Below are 17,560 nucleotides of genomic sequence, written 5' to 3'. Positions count from 1 at the left end.
TCTGGTCGCGGATGCGCGGGGTCGGATCAGCCGGTGCGTCCCCGGCGGCGAAGCAGCAGCACGATGCCGCCGATGAGTGCCAGCGCGCCGACCCCGAGCGCGAGGGCGAGCGGCTCGTTGCCGGTGGAGATGAGCCCGGATCCGCCGCCAGCGGTACCGGAGCCGTTGCCCGCGTTGGAGCCGCCGCCGGATCCGGTGCTCGGAGCCGGGGCCGCGGTCTGCGACGTGCCCGGGGCAGCCGTGGACGTCGCCACGGCAGTCGGCGCTGGAATGGTCACCTCGACGACTCCGGATGGCGAGGTCGGAGCGGGCTCGGCAACCGCGGGCGTCGGACCCGAAAGGCCGACGCCGAGCGCGAGCACGACGCCGGCGAGCAGCGCGAGTGCAGCGCCTGCCGCACCTCCCACGCGCGGGGGCGCGAGCTTCTCGGCCCCGAGTCCTGCGTCGTCGCCGTAGCCCACCATCAGGAGGTCGAGGCGTCGGCGCCGCCAGATCCAGAAGATGACGGCCGCGGCGGCGAGGAGCAGGATGACGACGAGCACGACGAGCGACCAGGGCAGCGCGAAGGCCGACAGCTCGGCGGTGACGGCCACCGGCACGTCGGTGAACGCATCCATCGGCTGCAGGTAGAGCGTGAGCGTTCCACTGAGCGGGCCCACGGCCCCGGTGCTCAGTGCGCGCGTGACGGTGACCGACGATCCCGGCAGCAGTTCTGGCACGTCCGCACCGGTGAGCAGAACCGGCGATGAGCCGCCGATGCCGCTGAGGCGCAGGTCTTCCATCGAAGCGAGCCGCACGTTGCCGGTGTTCACGAGCTCATAGCTGACGGTGGTGGTGCCTCCACCGAAGGGGTTGATGCCCGCCGCCGACCAGTCCGTGTCGAGGCTCCGAATCTCGGCGGTGGGCGCGAGCGCACCGCTGACCCGCATGTCGATGCGGAGTCCGAGTCGACGCTCGACCTTCACCTGGTCGTCCGAGTCGGCGGGGAGCAGCGACGCGACGATCGCCGCGGAGTGATCACCGGGGGTCGCGTCGGCCGGCACGGTGAGCGTGAAGGGGACATCAGTGCTCGCGCCCGGCTCGAGCGAGATCGAGCCGGCGCCCGGCGCGACCCAGAGTCCCGCATCCACCGAGGCTTCGCCGCTCTCGAGGATGTCCACCGCACCGGTCGCCGTCGTGAACGCGTCCGCGGCGTAGATCGTCAGGTTCAGCGCACCCGGACCGGTGTTGGTGACGCTGATGGAGTCGGTGATGACGTCGCCGGGGTCGACCTCGTAGGAGAAGTTCGCGCGGCCCGATCCGCGATCGCCGTCGACCGTGTCGATGCTCCAGGCGGGCGGCTGCGTCGTGTCGGCGTGCGCGGCCGTCGGGGCGAGCGACGACAGCAGCGCCAGCAGCGAGGCCGCGAGCACGACGGAGGCTGTGGCGCGGATGCGGAGACGGATGGGGAGAGCCATGTGGTCCCTAACGTGGGGCCCTCGCGGTGGGGCCGCGTCGGAGCGAGAGGTGGAGGGGCAAGGTGCTGCCCGAGCGGATGCGCGGGCAACGAGGTGCGAGTGCGCGGAAGCCCGGTGGGCTCCCGCGCACTCCTCAGCGCCTAGGAGATCGCCGAGATGGTGAGGGTCGCGGAGTACGCGCCCTGCTTCGTGGTGGTGGGAACCGACAGGGTGAGATCAGCACCCAGCGTCGCGCTTGCCGCAGCGTTCGACTGGGCGAGCTTCTGCGCCGAGCCGAGACCCGTCGCGGCCGTGCCGGCGGTGACGTTGTCCGGGTTGCCCGTGAGGACCTTCGGCGACCAGCCGAGGGCCTCGGCGCCGAACGAGTCCGTGCCGTTGCTGAAGTCGGTGGACTGTCCGGAGACCGTCCAGCCGTACGCGGCGGTGCCGCCCGCGCGGGTGTCGGTGACGGCGACGTTGCTGATCGAACCCGTGGCGACGAAGTTGTCACCCGTCTGGACGGCGGTGCCGAGGTCGGCGCCGTTGGCGTCGGCCCACGCCCACGAGAAGGACCCGGTCTCTGGGTCGACAGGGGGCACGATCTCCGCTTCGGGGATGACGACGTCGACGTTGCCCTCTGGCGGGCCGGGAACCTCGACCTCGGGCAGCGTGTAAGCCACCGAGAAGGGCTTCGCCGTCTTGCGCGCGTCAGCCGCGCCGCCGGACGAGTACCAGTAGGAGGACTGGCCGGTCAGCTCGTTGTACTCGACGAACGACTGCGGGAACGAACCCCAGTTGGCTCCGGTACGCGACTGGGGCGTCCCGGTCGTGTCGACCTCGACGCCGGCGTAGTCGACGTCGACGACGGCACCGGTGGCCGTCAGATCGACGCCGCTGAACGTCGCGAGGTCGATGGTGCGCGAGGGCAGCGGCTCCCAGATCGTGGCGTCATCCATGGACGCGCCGTAGCCGGAAGCTGTGCCGGTCAGCGTGCCCTCGCCGTTGACGACCTCGAGCTGGATGTCGGAGACGGACCAGTACGTCATGCCGCCGTAGAAGACGAACGTGAACGACCCGTCCCAGCCGATGGTGCCGGTCTCCGTGTCCGGGTCGACCGTGCCCGTTCCGCCAGCGAAGTTGACCTGGTTCGCGGAGGACGTGCCCGCCGGAGCCGACACGTTGCCGCCTGCCGGGGTCTGGCACTTCGTGGCCCAGGTCGGCTGAGTCTGCTCGCCAGCCGCGTTGGGCTTGGTGACGGTGACGTTGCCGTCGGCGGTCTTGTAGAACCCTTCCGACTCCGCCCAGACGTGAGAGGAACCGGCGTTGCCGACCTGCCCCGCGACGAGGTAGTTGCAGCCTCCGAAGTACGCGCCTGCGCCGGACTCCGTGTTGACCTGCCATGAGAACGAGACGTTCTCGACGGTTGATTCGGCTGCCGAGGCCGGTGCCGCGCCGAGGCCGAGGCCCGCCGCGATGAGGCCAGCGGCGGCGAGTGTTGCGCCGCTGCGGGCCAGCACAGACGACCGACGAGCCGTCCGATCTTGCACTGCTGTCATGAGTTCTCCTGAGTAGAAGCCACGGCTCCCCGACACGCGCGCAGATGCGCGGCGAGTGCCGTGTCCGAAAGCCTCACGGTGGGGACGCCACCCGGTGGAGCAGGTTAGGTGACGCTAAGTAAGGCAAGGGTTACCTTACGGGAGATTTTCAGGTTCGACAACGGCGCGGCCGGATCCGATGCGCGCGGCAGCCGCGATGCTCGGCAACCGCTGCGTTACCTTTCACCGGTAGCGTGGCTCCGTGCACTCCCCTCTGGACCGATCCTCGGCCGCCCCCGCGCCCCGCACCCTCATCGACGTGCTCTCGGCGACAGCGACCGCGCATCCCGACGCCATCGCGATCGATGACGGCGTCGCTCCCCTGAGCTACTCGGACCTGTCGGCCTACGTCGCCCAGACGGCCAAGGTGCTGCAGGATGCGGGAGTCCGTCGCGGCGACAAGGTTGGCGTGCGACTCGTGTCCGGCACCCGTGAGCTGTACGTCGCGATCCTCTCCATCATCGCCGCCGGGGCCGCCTACGTGCCCGTCGACGTCGACGACCCGGATGAGCGAGCGCTGCTCGTGTTCGGCGAGGCCAAGGTTCGAGGCACCATCGAGGGCGACGGCGAGTTCGTGCTCGCGGCCGACGGCGAGCAGCCAGCAGGGGAACCGGTCGATCTCTTCGAAGCCGGAGCACCGCATCCCGAGAGCAGCAGCCTCGACGAGCTCGACGGCCCGCATCTGGACGACGACACCTGGGTCATCTTCACCTCCGGCTCGACGGGGGTGCCGAAGGGCGTCGCCGTCTCCCACCGCTCCGCGGCCGCCTTCGTCGACGCCGAGGCGAAGCTCTTCCTGCAGGCCGAGCCCATCGGCCCAGGCGACCGCGTCCTCGCCGGCCTGTCGGTCGCCTTCGACGCATCCTGCGAGGAGATGTGGCTCGCCTGGCGCTACGGCGCGTGCCTCGTGCCAGCCCCTCGGTCGCTGGTTCGCTCCGGCGAAGACCTCGGGCCATGGCTCCTGCGGCACCAGATCTCAGTCGTCTCGACCGTCCCGACACTGGCCGCACTCTGGCCGAGCGAGACCATCGAGCAGGTCAGGCTCCTCATCTTCGGCGGCGAGGCCTGCCCGCTCGAGCTCACGCAGCGCCTCGTCGGCGACGGCCGCGAGGTCTGGAACACGTACGGCCCGACCGAGGCCACCGTCGTCGCATGCGCAGCGCTCCTCGACGGCAACGCGCCCATCCGCATCGGCCTCCCGCTCGACGGGTGGGAGCTCGCCGTCGTCGACGCCGAGGGCAAGCGCGTCGCAGAAGGCGAATCCGGCGAGCTCATCATCGGCGGCGTCGGCCTCGCCCGGTACCTCGACCCGGCCAAGGACGCCGAGAAGTACGCGCCCATGGAGAGCATCGGCTGGGAGCGCGCCTACCGCTCAGGCGACCTCGTCAAGTACGAAGCAGAAGGTCTCGTGTTCCTCGGGCGGGCCGACGACCAGGTCAAGATCGGCGGCCGTCGGATCGAGCTCGGCGAAGTCGAGGCGGCGCTGCAGGCCGTCACCGGCGTCACCGGGTCGGCCGTCGCCGTCCGAAAGACCTCGGCAGGCGCCTCCATCCTCGTCGGCTACGTCGTGACGGGACCCGGCTACGAGCGGCAGCTCGCGCGCGCCGAACTCGGCGAGCAGCTGCCGAAGGCCCTCGTGCCGCTGATCGCCGAGGTCGACTCCCTGCCGACCCGCACGTCCGGCAAGGTCGACAAGAACGCACTGCCCTGGCCGCTCCCCGGTGCAGACGAGGTCTCCGGTGACCTCGACGCCCACACCGCCTGGCTCGCCGAGCAGTGGCAGGCCGTGCTCGGACTGCCCGTCGGCAATGAGGACGCCGATTTCTTCGACCTCGGCGGCGGCTCGCTCTCTGCCGCCCAGCTCGTGACGCGCGTGCGCGCCCGCGTCCCCGAGTTCACGGTCGCCGACGTCTACGACCACCCCCGCCTCGCCGCCATGACCGAGTCGATCCGCGAAGCGCTCGACGATGAGGACGAGCTGCCCACGACCTTCAGCACACCAGGGCCGACTCCGCTGTCGGCGCGCATCCTGCAGATCGTCGCAGGTCTCCCCCTGCACATCCTCGCCGGGGCCCGCTGGATCACCTACCTGCTCACCGCGAGCGCCCTGCTGCAGCTCCTGCCCGGGTTCGAGGTGCTGCCGGATGCGCCGCTCTGGCTCATCCTCGTCATGCTCGTGGTGTTCGTGACCCCGTTCGGGAAGATGGCGATCTCGGTTGCCGCCGCGCGCATCCTGCTGTTCCGCCTGAAGCCGGGCGACTACCGACGTGGCGGGGCGACCCACATGCGCCTCTGGCTCGCCGAGCAGGTCGCCACGCAGATCGACGCCGTCGGGCTCGCCGGTGCGCCCTGGGTCGTCTACTACGCACGGGCACTCGGCGCGAAGGTCGGCAACAACGTCGACCTGCACTCGCTGCCGCCGGTCACGGGCATGCTGCAGCTGGGCGACGGCGCGGCCATCGAGCCGGAGGTCGACCTGACCGGCTACTGGATCGACGGCGAGCTCGTGCGCATCGGCGGCATCCGCATCGGCGCCGGCGCGACGGTCGGCGCACGAAGCACCCTCGCCCCCGGCACCAAGATCGGCCAGGGGGCCGAGGTCGCGCCCGGTTCCGCGGTCTTCGGCCGGGTTCGCTCCGGCAAGAGCTGGGCCGGATCCCCCGCCGTCCGGGTCGGCAAGGTGCGCGCGAACGATTGGCCCGCCGAACGCCCACCGCAGCCGTTCGGGTGGGCCTTCGTCTACGCCGTCGCGTCAGCGGCACTCGCGCTGCTGCCGCTGTTCTCGTTCGCGGTCGGCGGGGTCGTCGTCGCGGTCGGGATGCGCGGTGCAGCGTCACTGAGCGACGCCACCCTCGCCGCGTTCGCGTGGCTCGCACCCGCAGTCATCGCTGCGGGGGTCACCTTCGCGGGACTCGTCGTGACCCTCGTGCGTCTCCTCTCGATCGGCCTCACACAGGGCACGCACCCCGTGCGCTCACGCGTCGCCTGGCAGGCCTGGTGCATCGAGCGCCTCCTCGACGCCGCCCGCACCATGCTCTTCCCGTTCTACGCGAGCCTCTTCACCCCGCTCTGGCTGCGGATGCTCGGAGCCAAGGTCGGCCGCGACGTCGAGGCCTCGACCGTGCTGCTCCTCCCCTCGATGACGCAGATCGATGACGGCGCGTTCCTCGCCGACGACACCATGGTCGCCTCCTACGAGCTGCACAACGGGTGGATGCGCATCGAGCGAGCCCGCATCGGCGCACGAGCCTTCCTCGGCAACTCCGGCATGGCAGCGGCAGGGCACTCCGTGCCCCGCGACGGCCTCGTCGCCGTGCTCTCCGCCGCGCCCGCGAAGGCGAAGCCCGGCTCATCCTGGCTCGGCTCCCCGCCCGTCCGCCTCCGGCGCGTCACCGTCGACGGCGACGAGTCCCGCACCTACAACCCGCCCCGGGCGCTCCGCGTCGCCCGCGCGCTCTGGGAGCTGTGCCGCATCGTCCCCGTCATCGTCACCTGCGGACTCGGCCTCGGCGTGCTCCTCGCCCTCGCCGCCATCGAGACCGCGGTCGGCGTCGCCTGGACCATCGTGCTCTCCGGCTTCGTCCTGCTCGCCGCGGCAGCCGCATCCGCCCTCATCTCGACGGTCGCCAAGTGGGTCATCGTCGGGCGCATCCGCGTCTCCGAGCAGCCCCTCTGGTCGAGCTTCGTGTGGCGCACCGAGGTCGCAGACACCTTCGTCGAGATGGTCGCAGCCCCCTGGTTCGCACGCGGCGCAGCCGGAACGCCCGCCCTCGCGCTCTGGCTCCGCTCCCTGGGCGCGAAGATCGGCAAAGGCGTCTGGTGCGACTCCTACTGGCTCCCGGAGGCAGATCTCGTCACTCTCGGCGACGGAGCCACCGTCAACCGGGGATGCGTGGTCCAGACTCACCTGTTCCATGATCGAATAATGAGCATGGACACCGTCACCCTCGAAGCAGGCGCAACGCTCGGACCGCACAGCGTGATCCTGCCCGCCGCCACGATCGGCGCCCACGCCACCGTGGGACCAGCCTCCCTCGTCATGCGAGGCGAGTCGGTCCCCGTCGGCAGCCGCTGGAGCGGCAACCCCATCGGCCCCTGGCGCGCGCTCAAGCTCCGCGCCTACCAGTCGAAGGTGTCATGAACCGCGCCGCCGCGCTTGAGCCCCTGCCCGGCAACCCCTACACGCCGCAGAGCGGCGACGTGAGCATCCGTGTCGAGCGCTACGACCTCACCCTCAAGTACCGGATGCAGAACAACCGACTCTCCGGCACGGCGACGCTGAGCATCCGCGCCACCGTGCCGCTCACCGCGTTCTCCCTCGACCTCGTCGGCCTTCGCGTCAGCAAGGTCGCCGCTCGCGGTGACAAGCAGGCGCGCTTCAAGCAGAGCGACCGCAAGCTGAAGGTCACGCTGTCGAAGCCAGTCGAGGCCGGAACCGCCATCACGCTCGAGGTCGTCTACGAGGGCGCCCCTCGCCCCCGGCGCTCCCGATGGGGAACCATCGGCTGGGAAGAGCTCGAGGACGGCATCATCGTCGCCTCGCAGCCCACCGGCGCCGCGACCTGGTTCCCCTGCAACGACCACCCCGCCGACAAGGCCAGCTACCGCATCCAGGTCTCCGTCGACAGCAACTACGACGTGGTCGCGACCGGAGCCCTGCACTCGAGGCGCTCATCCGGAGGCCTGACGACGTGGGTGTACGAGGAGGGCGCACCGACCGCCAGCTACCTCGTCACCCTGCAGATCGGCCGCTACCGGCGCGAAGACGTGCAGCTCGCGGGAGTCGCCGGACGCCTGCACTACCCGCCCGCCCTCGCCCGTCGCGTGGGCACAGACCTCGCCGACCTCTCCCGCATGATGGAGACCTTCGAGCTGACCTTCGGCCCGTACCCCTTCGACTCCTACGCCGTCATCGTGACGGCCGACGACCTCGAGATCCCCCTTGAGGCCCAGGGCATGGCGATCTTCGGCGCGAACCAGATCGACGGCGCCAGAGGCCAGGAGCGCCTCGTCGCCCACGAGCTCGCGCATCAGTGGTTCGGCAACAGCATCGGAGTGGGTGGCTGGCAGCACATCTGGCTGAACGAGGGATTCGCCTGCTACGCCGAGTGGATCTGGGCAGAGGCGAGCGGCGCCGAGAGCGCCGACCAGCTCGCCAGGTACTACTGGCGCACGCTCTCCGAGCTGCCGCAGGACCTGCTGCTCGGCGACCCGGGTGCCGCCGACATGTTCGACGACCGCGTCTACAAGCGCGGCGCGCTCACCCTCCACGCCCTGCGCCTGACCGTCGGCGACTCGGCGTTCTTCGAGATCCTCACGAGCTGGACCTCGGTGAAGCGCTTCTCCGTGGCCTCGACCGCGGAGTTCATCGAGCACACCGCGAAAGTCGTGCCGGACGCCCCGCTCCAGGAGCTCTTCGACGCCTGGCTCTACCAGCTCGCCCTTCCCGACCTGCCCAGCGCGCTCAGAGCGAAGGTGACCCGGCTTCTTCGTTAGCGGGTGCACTGGCCAGGCTCGTTTCCCGGTCCGGCTTCCGTGTGGCCACGGCCACGAGGAAGCGACGGTCGACGACGGAGCGGTGGATGCGGTAGCTCGCCTCGTCCCCCGAGATGCGAGCATGCTCCTCCCTGTCGGCGTGCCCCTCGCCGGACGCGAGGCGCACGAAGCTCGGGTCGACGCGCAGCCCGCGGCCGTCAGCTTTGAGGACCGCCTCGACGGCGGTCCACCGCTCGAGGTCGAGAGCCGGGTCGAACGCATCCCTCGAAGGCGCAGGGGGCGACGGGTCCTGGTCTGGCTCTGAGAGCGCACGGTCGGGCAACGCAGGGGCGGGCAGCGCAGGGGCGGGCAGCGCAGGGGCGGAGTCTCCGTGGGACCGCAGCGCCTCGGCGTCGATCCCGAGTGCGCCGACATCGTCGGCGCTGGCCAGCGCGACGAAGACCGCGGATCCCGCGTAGGCGATGCTCACGAGCACCGGCAGGCCCGGGATGCTCGGCTTCCCGTGACTCGTCGAACCGCAGTGCGAGCACACTGCCTCGAGCGCCGCGACCGGCGCGAGCCCGTGCTCCCCGCCTTCGAGATGGGTTCCACGCTTCCGGATGGCATGCACGCCATCCGGAAGCGTGGAACCCATCTCGAGGTCTGTGGCGTGGTGGTCTCCCGCGAGGCGGTCTGCCGCGAGGCGGTCTGCCGCGAGGCGGTCGAGGCCGAGCTGCACAAGCAGGCGACCGGTGAGGAACGCGTCCGCGCGGCCGTCTGCCCGCGCGTCGGACATGGTACCCAACCGCTCGCGGTCACCCGCGGACAGCACCTCGAGAGACCGCCGGCGGTCTCGTCCGCCGAGCGCACGGGCGTCGGCGCTGACGATGAGGACCCTGCCGAGCAGCAGTTCGATCACCTTCACGCGGTCTGCCTCACGTGTCTTCGGAAGAGACTCGCGTCGCTGCGGCTGCAGAGCGGGTCGAGCGCGTCGGTGAAGCCCCCGAACGAGTCGAGCTCATCGAACCCACCGGCTGCGCCTCGCGACCGGCCGCTCCCCCGCTGCGACGGGCTGCCCACTGACGCAGAGCAGAAGCCCCGCGTGCGGTGAGGCAGGCGGGGCTTCTGGACGTCGTCGATGCGCTCACGCGGCGGTGAGCTAGGCCGACTTCTCGGCGCGCAGCTCCGGTCGCGGAATGATCGTCGGTGCGGCATTCTTGAGCACCACGTCGCGAGTGATCTCGACCCGGCTCGCGTCATCGAGAGAGGGCACATCGAACATGACCGGCCCGAGCGTCTCCTCGAGGATGGCTCGGAGCCCGCGGGCACCGGTCTGGCGCAGCACCGCGAGGTCGGCGATCTCCTCCAGCGCGCCTTCGTCGAAGACGAGCTCGACACCGTCGAGTTCGAACATCTTCTGGTATTGCTTCACGAGCGCGTTGCGCGGCTGCGTGAGGATGTCGATGAGTGCGCCCCGATCGAGCGGCGAGACCGTCGTGATGACGGGCAGGCGGCCGATGAACTCCGGGATGAGCCCGAACTTGTGCAGGTCTTCCGGGAGCACCTCGCTGTAGAGGTCGCGATCATCGTTCTTCGAGTGCAGGGGGGCGCCGAAGCCGATGCCCTTCTTGCCGGCACGCTGCGAGACGATCTCCTCCAGGCCCGCGAAGGCACCCGCCACAATGAAGAGCACGTTCGTCGTGTCGATCTGGATGAACTCCTGCTGCGGGTGCTTGCGGCCACCCTGCGGCGGAACCGACGCGACAGTGCCTTCGAGGATCTTCAGCAGCGCCTGCTGGACACCCTCGCCGGAGACGTCGCGCGTGATGGACGGGTTCTCCGCCTTGCGCGCGATCTTGTCGATCTCATCGATGTAGATGATGCCCGTCTCGGCACGCTTCACGTCGAAGTCAGCGGCCTGCAGCAGCTTCAGCAGGATGTTCTCGACGTCTTCGCCGACGTACCCCGCCTCGGTCAGCGCCGTCGCGTCAGCGACAGCGAACGGCACGTTGAGCCGCTTCGCGAGCGACTGCGCGAGGTAGGTCTTGCCGCATCCGGTTGGCCCGATGAGCATGATGTTGCTCTTCGAGATCTCGACCTCGTCGACCCGCTCTTCTGCAGAGGTGATCTGGCCGAGCGCGCGGACACGCTTGTAGTGGTTGTAGACCGCGACGGCGAGTGCCTTCTTCGCGGGCTCCTGCCCGATGACGTACTCCTCGAGGAAGGCGAAGATCTCGCGCGGCTTCGGGAGCTCGAAGTCCTTGACTTCGCTGGTCTCGGAGTCGGCCATGCGCTCTTCGATGATCTCGTTGCACAGCTCGACGCACTCGTCGCAGATGTAGACACCAGGACCAGCGATGAGCTGCTTGACCTGCTTCTGGCTCTTGGCGCAGAACGAGCATTTCAGCAACTCGCTGCTTTCACCGATACGTGCCATGAGGACCTCCTTCGCGGTCTGCCAAGACTAACCCGAACCACCGACATTGCCCGGATGGCCGCGCCAGGGGGACTCCCCCGACACGGCCATCCGGGCACTGCATGTCGCTGTTCGGTCGACTCGAACTAGTCGATGATGACCGGCTCGGCGCCCTTGCGGCTCGTGAGCACCTGGTCGATGAGGCCGTACTCGAGGGCCTCGGCGGCCGACAGGATCTTGTCGCGCTCGATGTCGCGGTTCACCTTGTCGACGGGCTTGCCCGAGTGACGCGAGAGCGCCTCCTCGAGCCAGGTGCGCATCCGCAGCACTTCCTGCGCCTGGATCTCGATGTCCGACGCCTGCCCCTGGCCGGCGCCGCCGGTCGAGGGCTGGTGGATGAGGACACGAGCGTTCGGGAGAGCGAGGCGCTTGCCGGGCTGTCCCGCGGCGAGCAGCACGGCGGCCGCGGAGGCTGCCTGCCCGAGGCACACGGTGGAGACCTCTGGACGGATGTACTGCATCGTGTCGTAGATCGCCGTCATGGCCGTGAACGATCCACCGGGCGAGTTGATGTACAGCGTGATGTCGCGGTCAGGGTCCTGGCTCTCGAGCACGAGGAGCTGGGCCATGATGTCATCAGCCGAGGCGTCGTCGACCTGCACTCCGAGGAAGATGATGCGGTCCTCGAAGAGCTTCGCGTACGGGTCCTGGCGCTTGTAGCCGTACGCCGTGCGCTCCTCGAACGACGGCAGGATGTACCGCGAGGAGGGGCTCTGGACGCCTGCCGGCGAGCCGCCGGTCAGAAATGGGGTGTTCATATGCTCTGGCTTCCTTACTCTGCCGACTCGGACGTGGACTCGGCGTCGCGCTTGGTGCCGCCGCCGCCCGTGACCTCGGTCGCCGACGAACGGATGTGGTCGACGAAGCCGTACGCCAGCGCCTCATCGGCGTTGAACCAGCGGTCGCGGTCGCCGTCCTCGTTGATCTGCTCGAGGCTCTTGCCCGTGCGCTGTGCCGTGATCGACGCGAGGCGCGCCTTCATGTCGAGGATCAGCTGCGCCTGGGTCTGGATGTCGCTCGCCGTGCCGCCGAAGCCGCCGTGCGGCTGGTGCAGCAGGACGCGCGCGTTCGGCGTGATGTAGCGCTTGCCCGGCGCACCTGCGGTCAGCAGGAGCTGGCCCATGGAGGCCGCCATGCCGATGCCCACGGTGACGATGTCGTTCGGCACGAACTCCATCGTGTCGAAGATCGCCATACCTGCGGTGATCGATCCACCCGGCGAGTTGATGTAGAGGTAGATGTCTCGCTCAGGGTCCTCTGCAGCAAGCAGCAGGATCTTCGCGCAGATCTCGTTCGCGTTCTCATCGCGCACCTCGGACCCGAGCCAGATGATGCGGTCTTTCAAGAGCCTGTCGAAGACGCTGTTCGGCAGTTGAATATCAGCCACGGTCGCTCCATTTCCCTAACGGTCGTCACCGAATCTAGTAGAGCCGCGAGGCCAGCGCTGGCCTGTTCGCCCACGGCACACGGTGCCTGGCAAAGGGCCAGACATGCACGAAGCGCCGCCGGCGTGATGCCGGCGGCGCTTCGCGAAGTGGAACTGGAGACTACTTGGCCTCGTCGTCCTTGACCTCGTCGGAGGCGACCTCTTCTGACTCGACGGCGTCGGCGGACGCCTCGGCCTCAGCTGCGGCTGCCTTGTCCTTGGCGCGCTGAACAGCGACCGTGAACTCGGAGATGTCGACGGCGTCGCCGTTGGTGTCGACGACCTCGGCCTTGTCCAGAACGAACAGGATGGCCTTGGAGCGTGCGACCTCGCCGATCATGCCGGGGAGCTGGTTGTTCTCCTGCAGGACGCCGATGAACTCCTGCGGAGCCATGCCGTACTGGGCTGCCGACTGGATGAGGAACTGCGTGAGCTCGTCCTGCTCGACCTCGACGCCCTCGGCCTTGATGACCTCGTCGAGGAGCACCTGCTGGCGGAAGGACTTCTCGGCGTTCGCGCGAACCTCGACACCGTGCTCGTCGTCGGGCTGGAGGCCCTCCTGCTCGAGGTGGCGCGTGACCTCATCGTTGATGAGCGTCTCCGGCAGCGGGATCTCGACGAGCTCGAGGAGCTGCTCGACGATCTTCTCGCGTGCGGCGTCGACCTGCTCGAACGTCTTCTTGCTCTTGGCCTGCGTCTCGAGGTCGGCGCGGAGCTCCTCGATCGTGTCGAACTCGCTCGCGATCTGCGCGAACTCGTCGTCGACCTCGGGCAGCTCGCGGTCCTTGACCGACTGCACGGTGACCGTGATCTCTGCTTCCTTGCCTTCGTGCTCGCCGCCGAGCAGCGTGGAGCGGAAGGTGGTCTCCTCGCCTGCGGTGAGCGTGAGGAGCGCCTCGTCGGTGCCCTCGAGGAGCTGGCCGGAGCCGAGCTCGTACGAGATGCCCTCGGCCTCGTCGACCTTCTCGCCGTCGACCGTCGCGATGAGGTCGAGCGTCACGAAGTCGCCGTCCTCGATCGGGCGGTCTGCGGTGACGAGCGTGCCGAAGCGCTTGCGGAGCTCTTCGAGCTCGGCGTCGACGTCAGCCGCGTCGACGGCCGCAGCCTCGACCTCGACCTTGATGCCGTCGTAGGAGGGGAGCTCGATCGAGGGACGCGAGTCGACCTCGACCTCGACGACGAGGTCGCCTGCGAAGTCGGCGACGTTCGGCGTCTCGACGATGTCGGCCTTCGGGCGACCGAGCGGCTGCACGTCGGACTCTGCGACGGCCTGGTTGAAGAACACGTCGAGGCCATCGGAGATCGCCTGGTCGAGGACGGCGGCGCGACCGACGCGCTGGTCGATGATCGGCGTCGGAACCTTGCCGCGGCGGAAGCCGGGCACCTGGATCTGCTCTGCGATGGTGCGGTAGGCCGAGTCGACGTATGGCTTGAGTTCAGCCGGTTCTACGTTGATCGTCAGCTTGACGCGGGTCGGGTTGATCTGTTCGACCGAGGTCTTCACGTGGGGCATCTCCTGAGATACGTGGGGTGACTGCGCGGATTCGCGCGTGGAGCGGGGTGCGACTGCACGCCGCGCACCACCCAGATGGGCGTATCGCCGCACTGATGCGGCTGCGAACAGCCTACGGCACCCACAAACGACAGCACTCTACCGGCAATCAGGATTCGTGTGGGCGCGGAGGCGCGAGCGCGGATCCGGGGAACGCGCGAGGGCAGGTGGGCGCGCTGTGCGCATCCACCTGCCCTCGCGGCATCCGCTGGTCGGCGCTACCTGGCGTCCTCTCGCTCGGCGGCCTGGACGGCGACGGCCTCCGTCTTCGCCTTCTGGATCTGCTTCTCGCGAGTGCGGGTCCGCAGGTGCTGGACTGCGCTGATCACGATCGCTCCGACCATGAGCACGTAGATGGCGATCGTGATCGGCGAGTCGACGAGGATGCCCAGGTCGCCTTCGCTGACCGCCAGCGCGCGACGCAGCTCTGTCTCGGCGAGCGGTCCGAGGATCGCGGCGATGAGCACGGGAGCGAGCGGGATGGCGTAGCGCCGCATCACGAAGCCGAACGCGCCGATCGCGAGTGCCAGCCAGAGGTCGACGGGCGACGACGCGATGGCGTAGACCCCCAGCATCGCGAAGCCCGTGATGCCCGCGTACAGGTAGTGGCGCGGGATCAGCAGCAGCTTCGCCCAGACGGCGGCGAACGGCAGGTTGATGATGAGGAGGATGAGGAGCCCGACGAAGAGGCTCGCGAGGAGCGGCCAGACGAGGTCGCCGCTGCGCTCGAAGAGGAGCGGCCCCGGCTGCATCCCGTACTGCTGGAACGCCGCGAGCATCATCGCGGCCGTCGCCGACGTGGGGAGGCCGAGCGCGAGCAGCGCGCCCATCGCCGTTCCTGCGGTGGCGTTGCCGGCAGCCTCGGGCGCCGCGACACCCTGGATGGCGCCGCGCGTGCCGAAGTCGCGGTCGCCGCGGCGCTTCGCGAGGCGCTTCTCCGTGCCGTACGCGAGGAAGGTGGGCACTTCGGAGCCGCCGACGGGGATCGCGCCGAAGGGCACGCCGTAGGCGGTGCCGCGAAGCCACGCCGGGAGGGCCTGTCGGAGCTCGCGAAGGTTCAGGTACGGCGATCCGGACGCGGGGATCTTCGTGAGCCCGCCCTCGCGGTGGATGCGGCTGGCGACGTGCAGGACCTCGCCGATCGCGAGGAGGCCCACCGTCACGACGATGATCGAGATGCCGTCGAAGAACTGCGGCAGGTCCATCGTGAAGCGCGAGGCGCCGGAGGGGCCGTCGACGCCCACAAGGGCGATCGCGAGGCCGATGCCGAGCGCGATGAGGCCGCGGATGACGGAGTCGGCGACCACCGAGGAGATCGCGACGAACGCGAACGCGGCCAGCGCGAAGTACTCGGCAGGCCCGAACTGCGTCGCCAGCTGCACGAGGAACGGCGAGAAGAACACGACGAGCGCCGTCGCGATCGTGCCGCCGATGAACGCGCCGATGGCGGAGGTTCCGAGCGCCTTCGCGGCTCGGCCGTCCTTCGCCATCCGGTGACCTTCGAACGTCGTCGCGATCGCCGAGGAGTTTCCCGGAGTGTTGAGCAGGATGCCAGAGGTCGAGTCGCCGAAGAGTCCGCCGAAGTAGATGCTCGCGAACATGATGAACGCGCCGGTCGGGTCGAGGCTGAAGGTGACGGGGAGCAGCAGCGCGACGGCCATGGCGGAGCCGAGGCCGGGCAGCACGCCCACCGCGGTCCCGAGGACGGCGCCGATGAGCAGCCAGAGGAGGTTGATCGGGGTGAGGGCGACGGTGAAGCCCTCGAGGAGGTGGGTCAGCTGATCCATGGGAGGACTCCGCTCAGGATTCCGGACGGCAGCGTCAGGCCGAGGCCCGCCGAGAACGACAGCTGCACGAGTGACGAGAAGAGGAACGCGACCCCGATGTCGAAGAGGTGGCGCTTGCTGCCGAGGGCGTAGGCGACGACCCAGAACAGCGCGGCGGCCGTGATGATCCAACCGAGCGGCTCGAGCAGCAGCGCAGTGCCCGCGAGCGCGGCGAAGACGATGCCGAGGGTCTTCCAGTCGGTGCCGTCGCGCTTCTTGCGCTCCTCCCCCGCGGCGGCCGTGACGACGCGGATCTCGGAGGTCGTGTCGATCTGGCCGATGTCCTCGAGCAGCTCCGGTGAGATCTCGAGCATCTGGTCCGCTTCGTCTTCGTCATCGCGTGCTGGCCTGCGGATGACGGTGATCGCGAGAGCGATGGAGACGATGAAGAGGAGGATGACGACGATGGTCGGGAAGAATTGCGGCCCGGGGACTCCCGCGGTTGCCGGGACGTCCATGGTGGCTGTGCCGATCGCGAAGACCGCGGCGAGGAGGAAGACGAACGCGGCGACCCCGAGTTCGCTCCTTCCGTGCCACCAGGAGCGTGGCCCCGTCTGGATGCTGCTGGTAGCTGACCCTCTCGAATCTCGAGAGCGCTGCGCCTCACGCTGGTTCTGCACCTGACTCATAGTCCGAGCTCCTTCACGAGTGCGGTGACCTGGTCGGTCTCGCCGACGAGGAAATCTTCGAAGTCGGTACCGGGCTGGAAGCTGTCCGTCCAGTTGTTCCGGTCGAGCGCGTCAGCCCATTCGGGGCTGTTCTCGAGCTCGGTGACGATGGCGACGAGCTCGTCGCGCGTCGCATCGTCGATGCCGGGTGGGGCGACCACGCCCCGCCAGTTGACCATCGCGACGTCGACGCCCTCCTGCTTGAAGGTCGGGATGTCGATGCCATCGACAGGGTCGGGGGCGGAGATCGCGAGCGCCTTGAGGGTGCCGGCCTCGATCTGGTCCCTGAACTCGTTGTAGCCGGAGAGCCCTGCCGCGGTGGTGCTCGAGAGCAGCGACGAGAGCACCTCACCGCCGCCCGAGTAGGCGACGTAGTTCACGTCCTTCGGGTCGACGCCGACGGCCTTTCCGAGCATGCCGCTGAGGAGGTGGTCGATGCCGCCGAGCGAGCCGCCCGCGATCGAGTGGCCGCCCGGGTCCTTCTTCATGCCCTCGACGAACTCGTCGAGGGTGTTGTACGGCGACGAGGCCGGCACGACAAGCGCGTTGTAGTCGTCGGCGAGGCGGGCGATGGGCACCGTGTCGGCGAGCGACTCGCCCGTGTTGGAGAGCACGGTCGCCCCGACCATGACACCACCGGTGACCATGAGCATGTCGTCGCGCCCCTGCATCTGCAGCAGCTGGCTGAGCCCGATCGTCCCACCCGCGCCGGGCACGTTCACGACCTGGGCGTTGTTGACGATGCCGTTGGCTCGCAGCGCCTGCTGCGCTTCGCGGGCGAAGGCATCCCATCCACCGCCGGGCGCCGCCGGCGCCATGATCGTGAGCTTGCTCCTCGCCGATGCTCCGGCACCCGCACTGCTCGCGTCCACGACCGCGAAGCCGAGGACAGCGACCGTGACGATGGCGAAGAGCGAGGTGAGCAGCTTGTTCGGGAGTCTTGTTCTACTCAATGGAGTATTCCTTCCGTTGGCAACGACTCTGTCGCCGCGCTGGTCTGCGCGCTCTCTACGATTGCACCGGGATTGAGCGTCGATGCCTTCTGGCCTTTATGGTCTTTGTGGACACGGAGGTCCGCCGGAGCAGCCGGTGCTCCTCGACGATCG

12 protein-coding genes are annotated in these 17,560 nt (G+C 69.1%); 2 read left to right on the top strand and 10 right to left on the bottom strand.

Annotated elements, in window-relative coordinates:
* Positions 1 to 26 precede the first annotated feature (26 nt).
* Positions 27 to 1,457, bottom strand: coding sequence for a hypothetical protein (locus tag HDC34_RS14415; protein WP_179557500.1), 1,431 nt, complete (start codon positions 1,455 to 1,457; stop codon positions 27 to 29).
* Positions 1,458 to 1,597: 140 nt separating this feature from the next.
* Positions 1,598 to 2,992, bottom strand: a complete 1,395-nt coding sequence (locus tag HDC34_RS14410; RefSeq protein ID WP_179557499.1) for an HtaA domain-containing protein — start codon at positions 2,990 to 2,992, stop codon at positions 1,598 to 1,600.
* A 241-nt stretch (positions 2,993 to 3,233) separates the two neighbouring features.
* On the opposite strand from HDC34_RS14410, the gene HDC34_RS14405 reads away from it, so the two are divergent.
* On the top strand, positions 3,234 to 7,172 hold the full coding sequence (locus tag HDC34_RS14405; RefSeq protein ID WP_179557498.1) for a Pls/PosA family non-ribosomal peptide synthetase: 3,939 nt from the start codon (positions 3,234 to 3,236) through the stop codon (positions 7,170 to 7,172).
* Positions 7,169 to 8,527, top strand: a complete 1,359-nt coding sequence (locus HDC34_RS14400) for a M1 family metallopeptidase (RefSeq protein WP_179557497.1) — start codon at positions 7,169 to 7,171, stop codon at positions 8,525 to 8,527. Before HDC34_RS14405 ends, HDC34_RS14400 begins: the two co-directional genes overlap by 4 nt.
* Here the strand turns inward: HDC34_RS14400 and HDC34_RS14395 are convergent.
* From HDC34_RS14395 to HDC34_RS14360, 8 genes are all read right to left on the bottom strand, one after another.
* Positions 8,496 to 9,431 carry a 4'-phosphopantetheinyl transferase superfamily protein gene (locus tag HDC34_RS14395; RefSeq protein ID WP_179557496.1) on the bottom strand — a complete coding sequence of 312 codons (936 nt, stop codon included), beginning with the start codon at positions 9,429 to 9,431 and terminating at the stop codon, positions 8,496 to 8,498. The genes HDC34_RS14400 and HDC34_RS14395 overlap by 32 nt on opposite strands.
* Before the next feature lie 234 nt (positions 9,432 to 9,665).
* Complete coding sequence (gene clpX, locus HDC34_RS14390; RefSeq protein ID WP_104253100.1) at positions 9,666 to 10,943, bottom strand: ATP-dependent Clp protease ATP-binding subunit ClpX; 1,278 nt, start codon at positions 10,941 to 10,943, stop codon at positions 9,666 to 9,668.
* 125 nt (positions 10,944 to 11,068) lie between these two features.
* The gene (locus HDC34_RS14385) at positions 11,069 to 11,740 is read right to left on the bottom strand and encodes an ATP-dependent Clp protease proteolytic subunit (protein ID WP_104253101.1); all 672 of its coding nucleotides are present in this window, start codon (positions 11,738 to 11,740) and stop codon (positions 11,069 to 11,071) included.
* Between the two features lie 14 nt (positions 11,741 to 11,754).
* Entirely contained in the window at positions 11,755 to 12,369 is a 615-nt protein-coding gene (locus tag HDC34_RS14380; protein WP_104240770.1) for an ATP-dependent Clp protease proteolytic subunit, read from the bottom strand.
* A 160-nt stretch (positions 12,370 to 12,529) separates the two neighbouring features.
* Positions 12,530 to 13,912: a trigger factor gene (tig, locus tag HDC34_RS14375; RefSeq protein ID WP_179557495.1), complete on the bottom strand. Its 1,383-nt coding sequence runs from the start codon at positions 13,910 to 13,912 to the stop codon at positions 12,530 to 12,532.
* 266 nt (positions 13,913 to 14,178) lie between these two features.
* Positions 14,179 to 15,747, bottom strand: coding sequence for a tripartite tricarboxylate transporter permease (locus HDC34_RS14370; protein ID WP_179557494.1), 1,569 nt, complete (start codon positions 15,745 to 15,747; stop codon positions 14,179 to 14,181).
* Positions 15,735 to 16,415 (bottom strand): tripartite tricarboxylate transporter TctB family protein, encoded by a 681-nt coding sequence (locus tag HDC34_RS14365; RefSeq protein WP_179557493.1) that lies wholly within the window; start codon positions 16,413 to 16,415, stop codon positions 15,735 to 15,737. Before HDC34_RS14365 ends, HDC34_RS14370 begins: the two co-directional genes overlap by 13 nt.
* A complete protein-coding gene (locus HDC34_RS14360; RefSeq protein WP_179557492.1) occupies positions 16,412 to 17,407 on the bottom strand; it encodes a tripartite tricarboxylate transporter substrate binding protein in 996 nt (331 codons plus the stop codon). The genes HDC34_RS14365 and HDC34_RS14360 overlap by 4 nt, the downstream gene beginning before the upstream one ends.
* Between the last annotated feature and the right edge of the window lie 153 nt (positions 17,408 to 17,560).

Source organism: Pseudoclavibacter sp. JAI123, assembly GCF_013409665.1.
Classification (GTDB): domain Bacteria; phylum Actinomycetota; class Actinomycetes; order Actinomycetales; family Microbacteriaceae; genus Pseudoclavibacter.
Note: the sequence above shows the minus strand (reverse complement) of the source record. Positions and strands in the feature narration are given on the sequence as shown.

Coding starts and splice junctions, on each gene's coding strand:
- HDC34_RS14415 (WP_179557500.1), bottom strand. CDS start 1,457: ATGGCTCTCCCCATCCGTCTCCGCATCCGCGCCACAGCCTCCGTCGTG.
- HDC34_RS14410 (WP_179557499.1), bottom strand. CDS start 2,992: ATGACAGCAGTGCAAGATCGGACGGCTCGTCGGTCGTCTGTGCTGGCC.
- HDC34_RS14400 (WP_179557497.1), top strand. CDS start 7,169: ATGAACCGCGCCGCCGCGCTTGAGCCCCTGCCCGGCAACCCCTACACG.
- clpX (WP_104253100.1), bottom strand. CDS start 10,943: ATGGCACGTATCGGTGAAAGCAGCGAGTTGCTGAAATGCTCGTTCTGC.
- HDC34_RS14385 (WP_104253101.1), bottom strand. CDS start 11,740: ATGAACACCCCATTTCTGACCGGCGGCTCGCCGGCAGGCGTCCAGAGC.
- HDC34_RS14370 (WP_179557494.1), bottom strand. CDS start 15,747: ATGGATCAGCTGACCCACCTCCTCGAGGGCTTCACCGTCGCCCTCACC.
- HDC34_RS14365 (WP_179557493.1), bottom strand. CDS start 16,415: ATGAGTCAGGTGCAGAACCAGCGTGAGGCGCAGCGCTCTCGAGATTCG.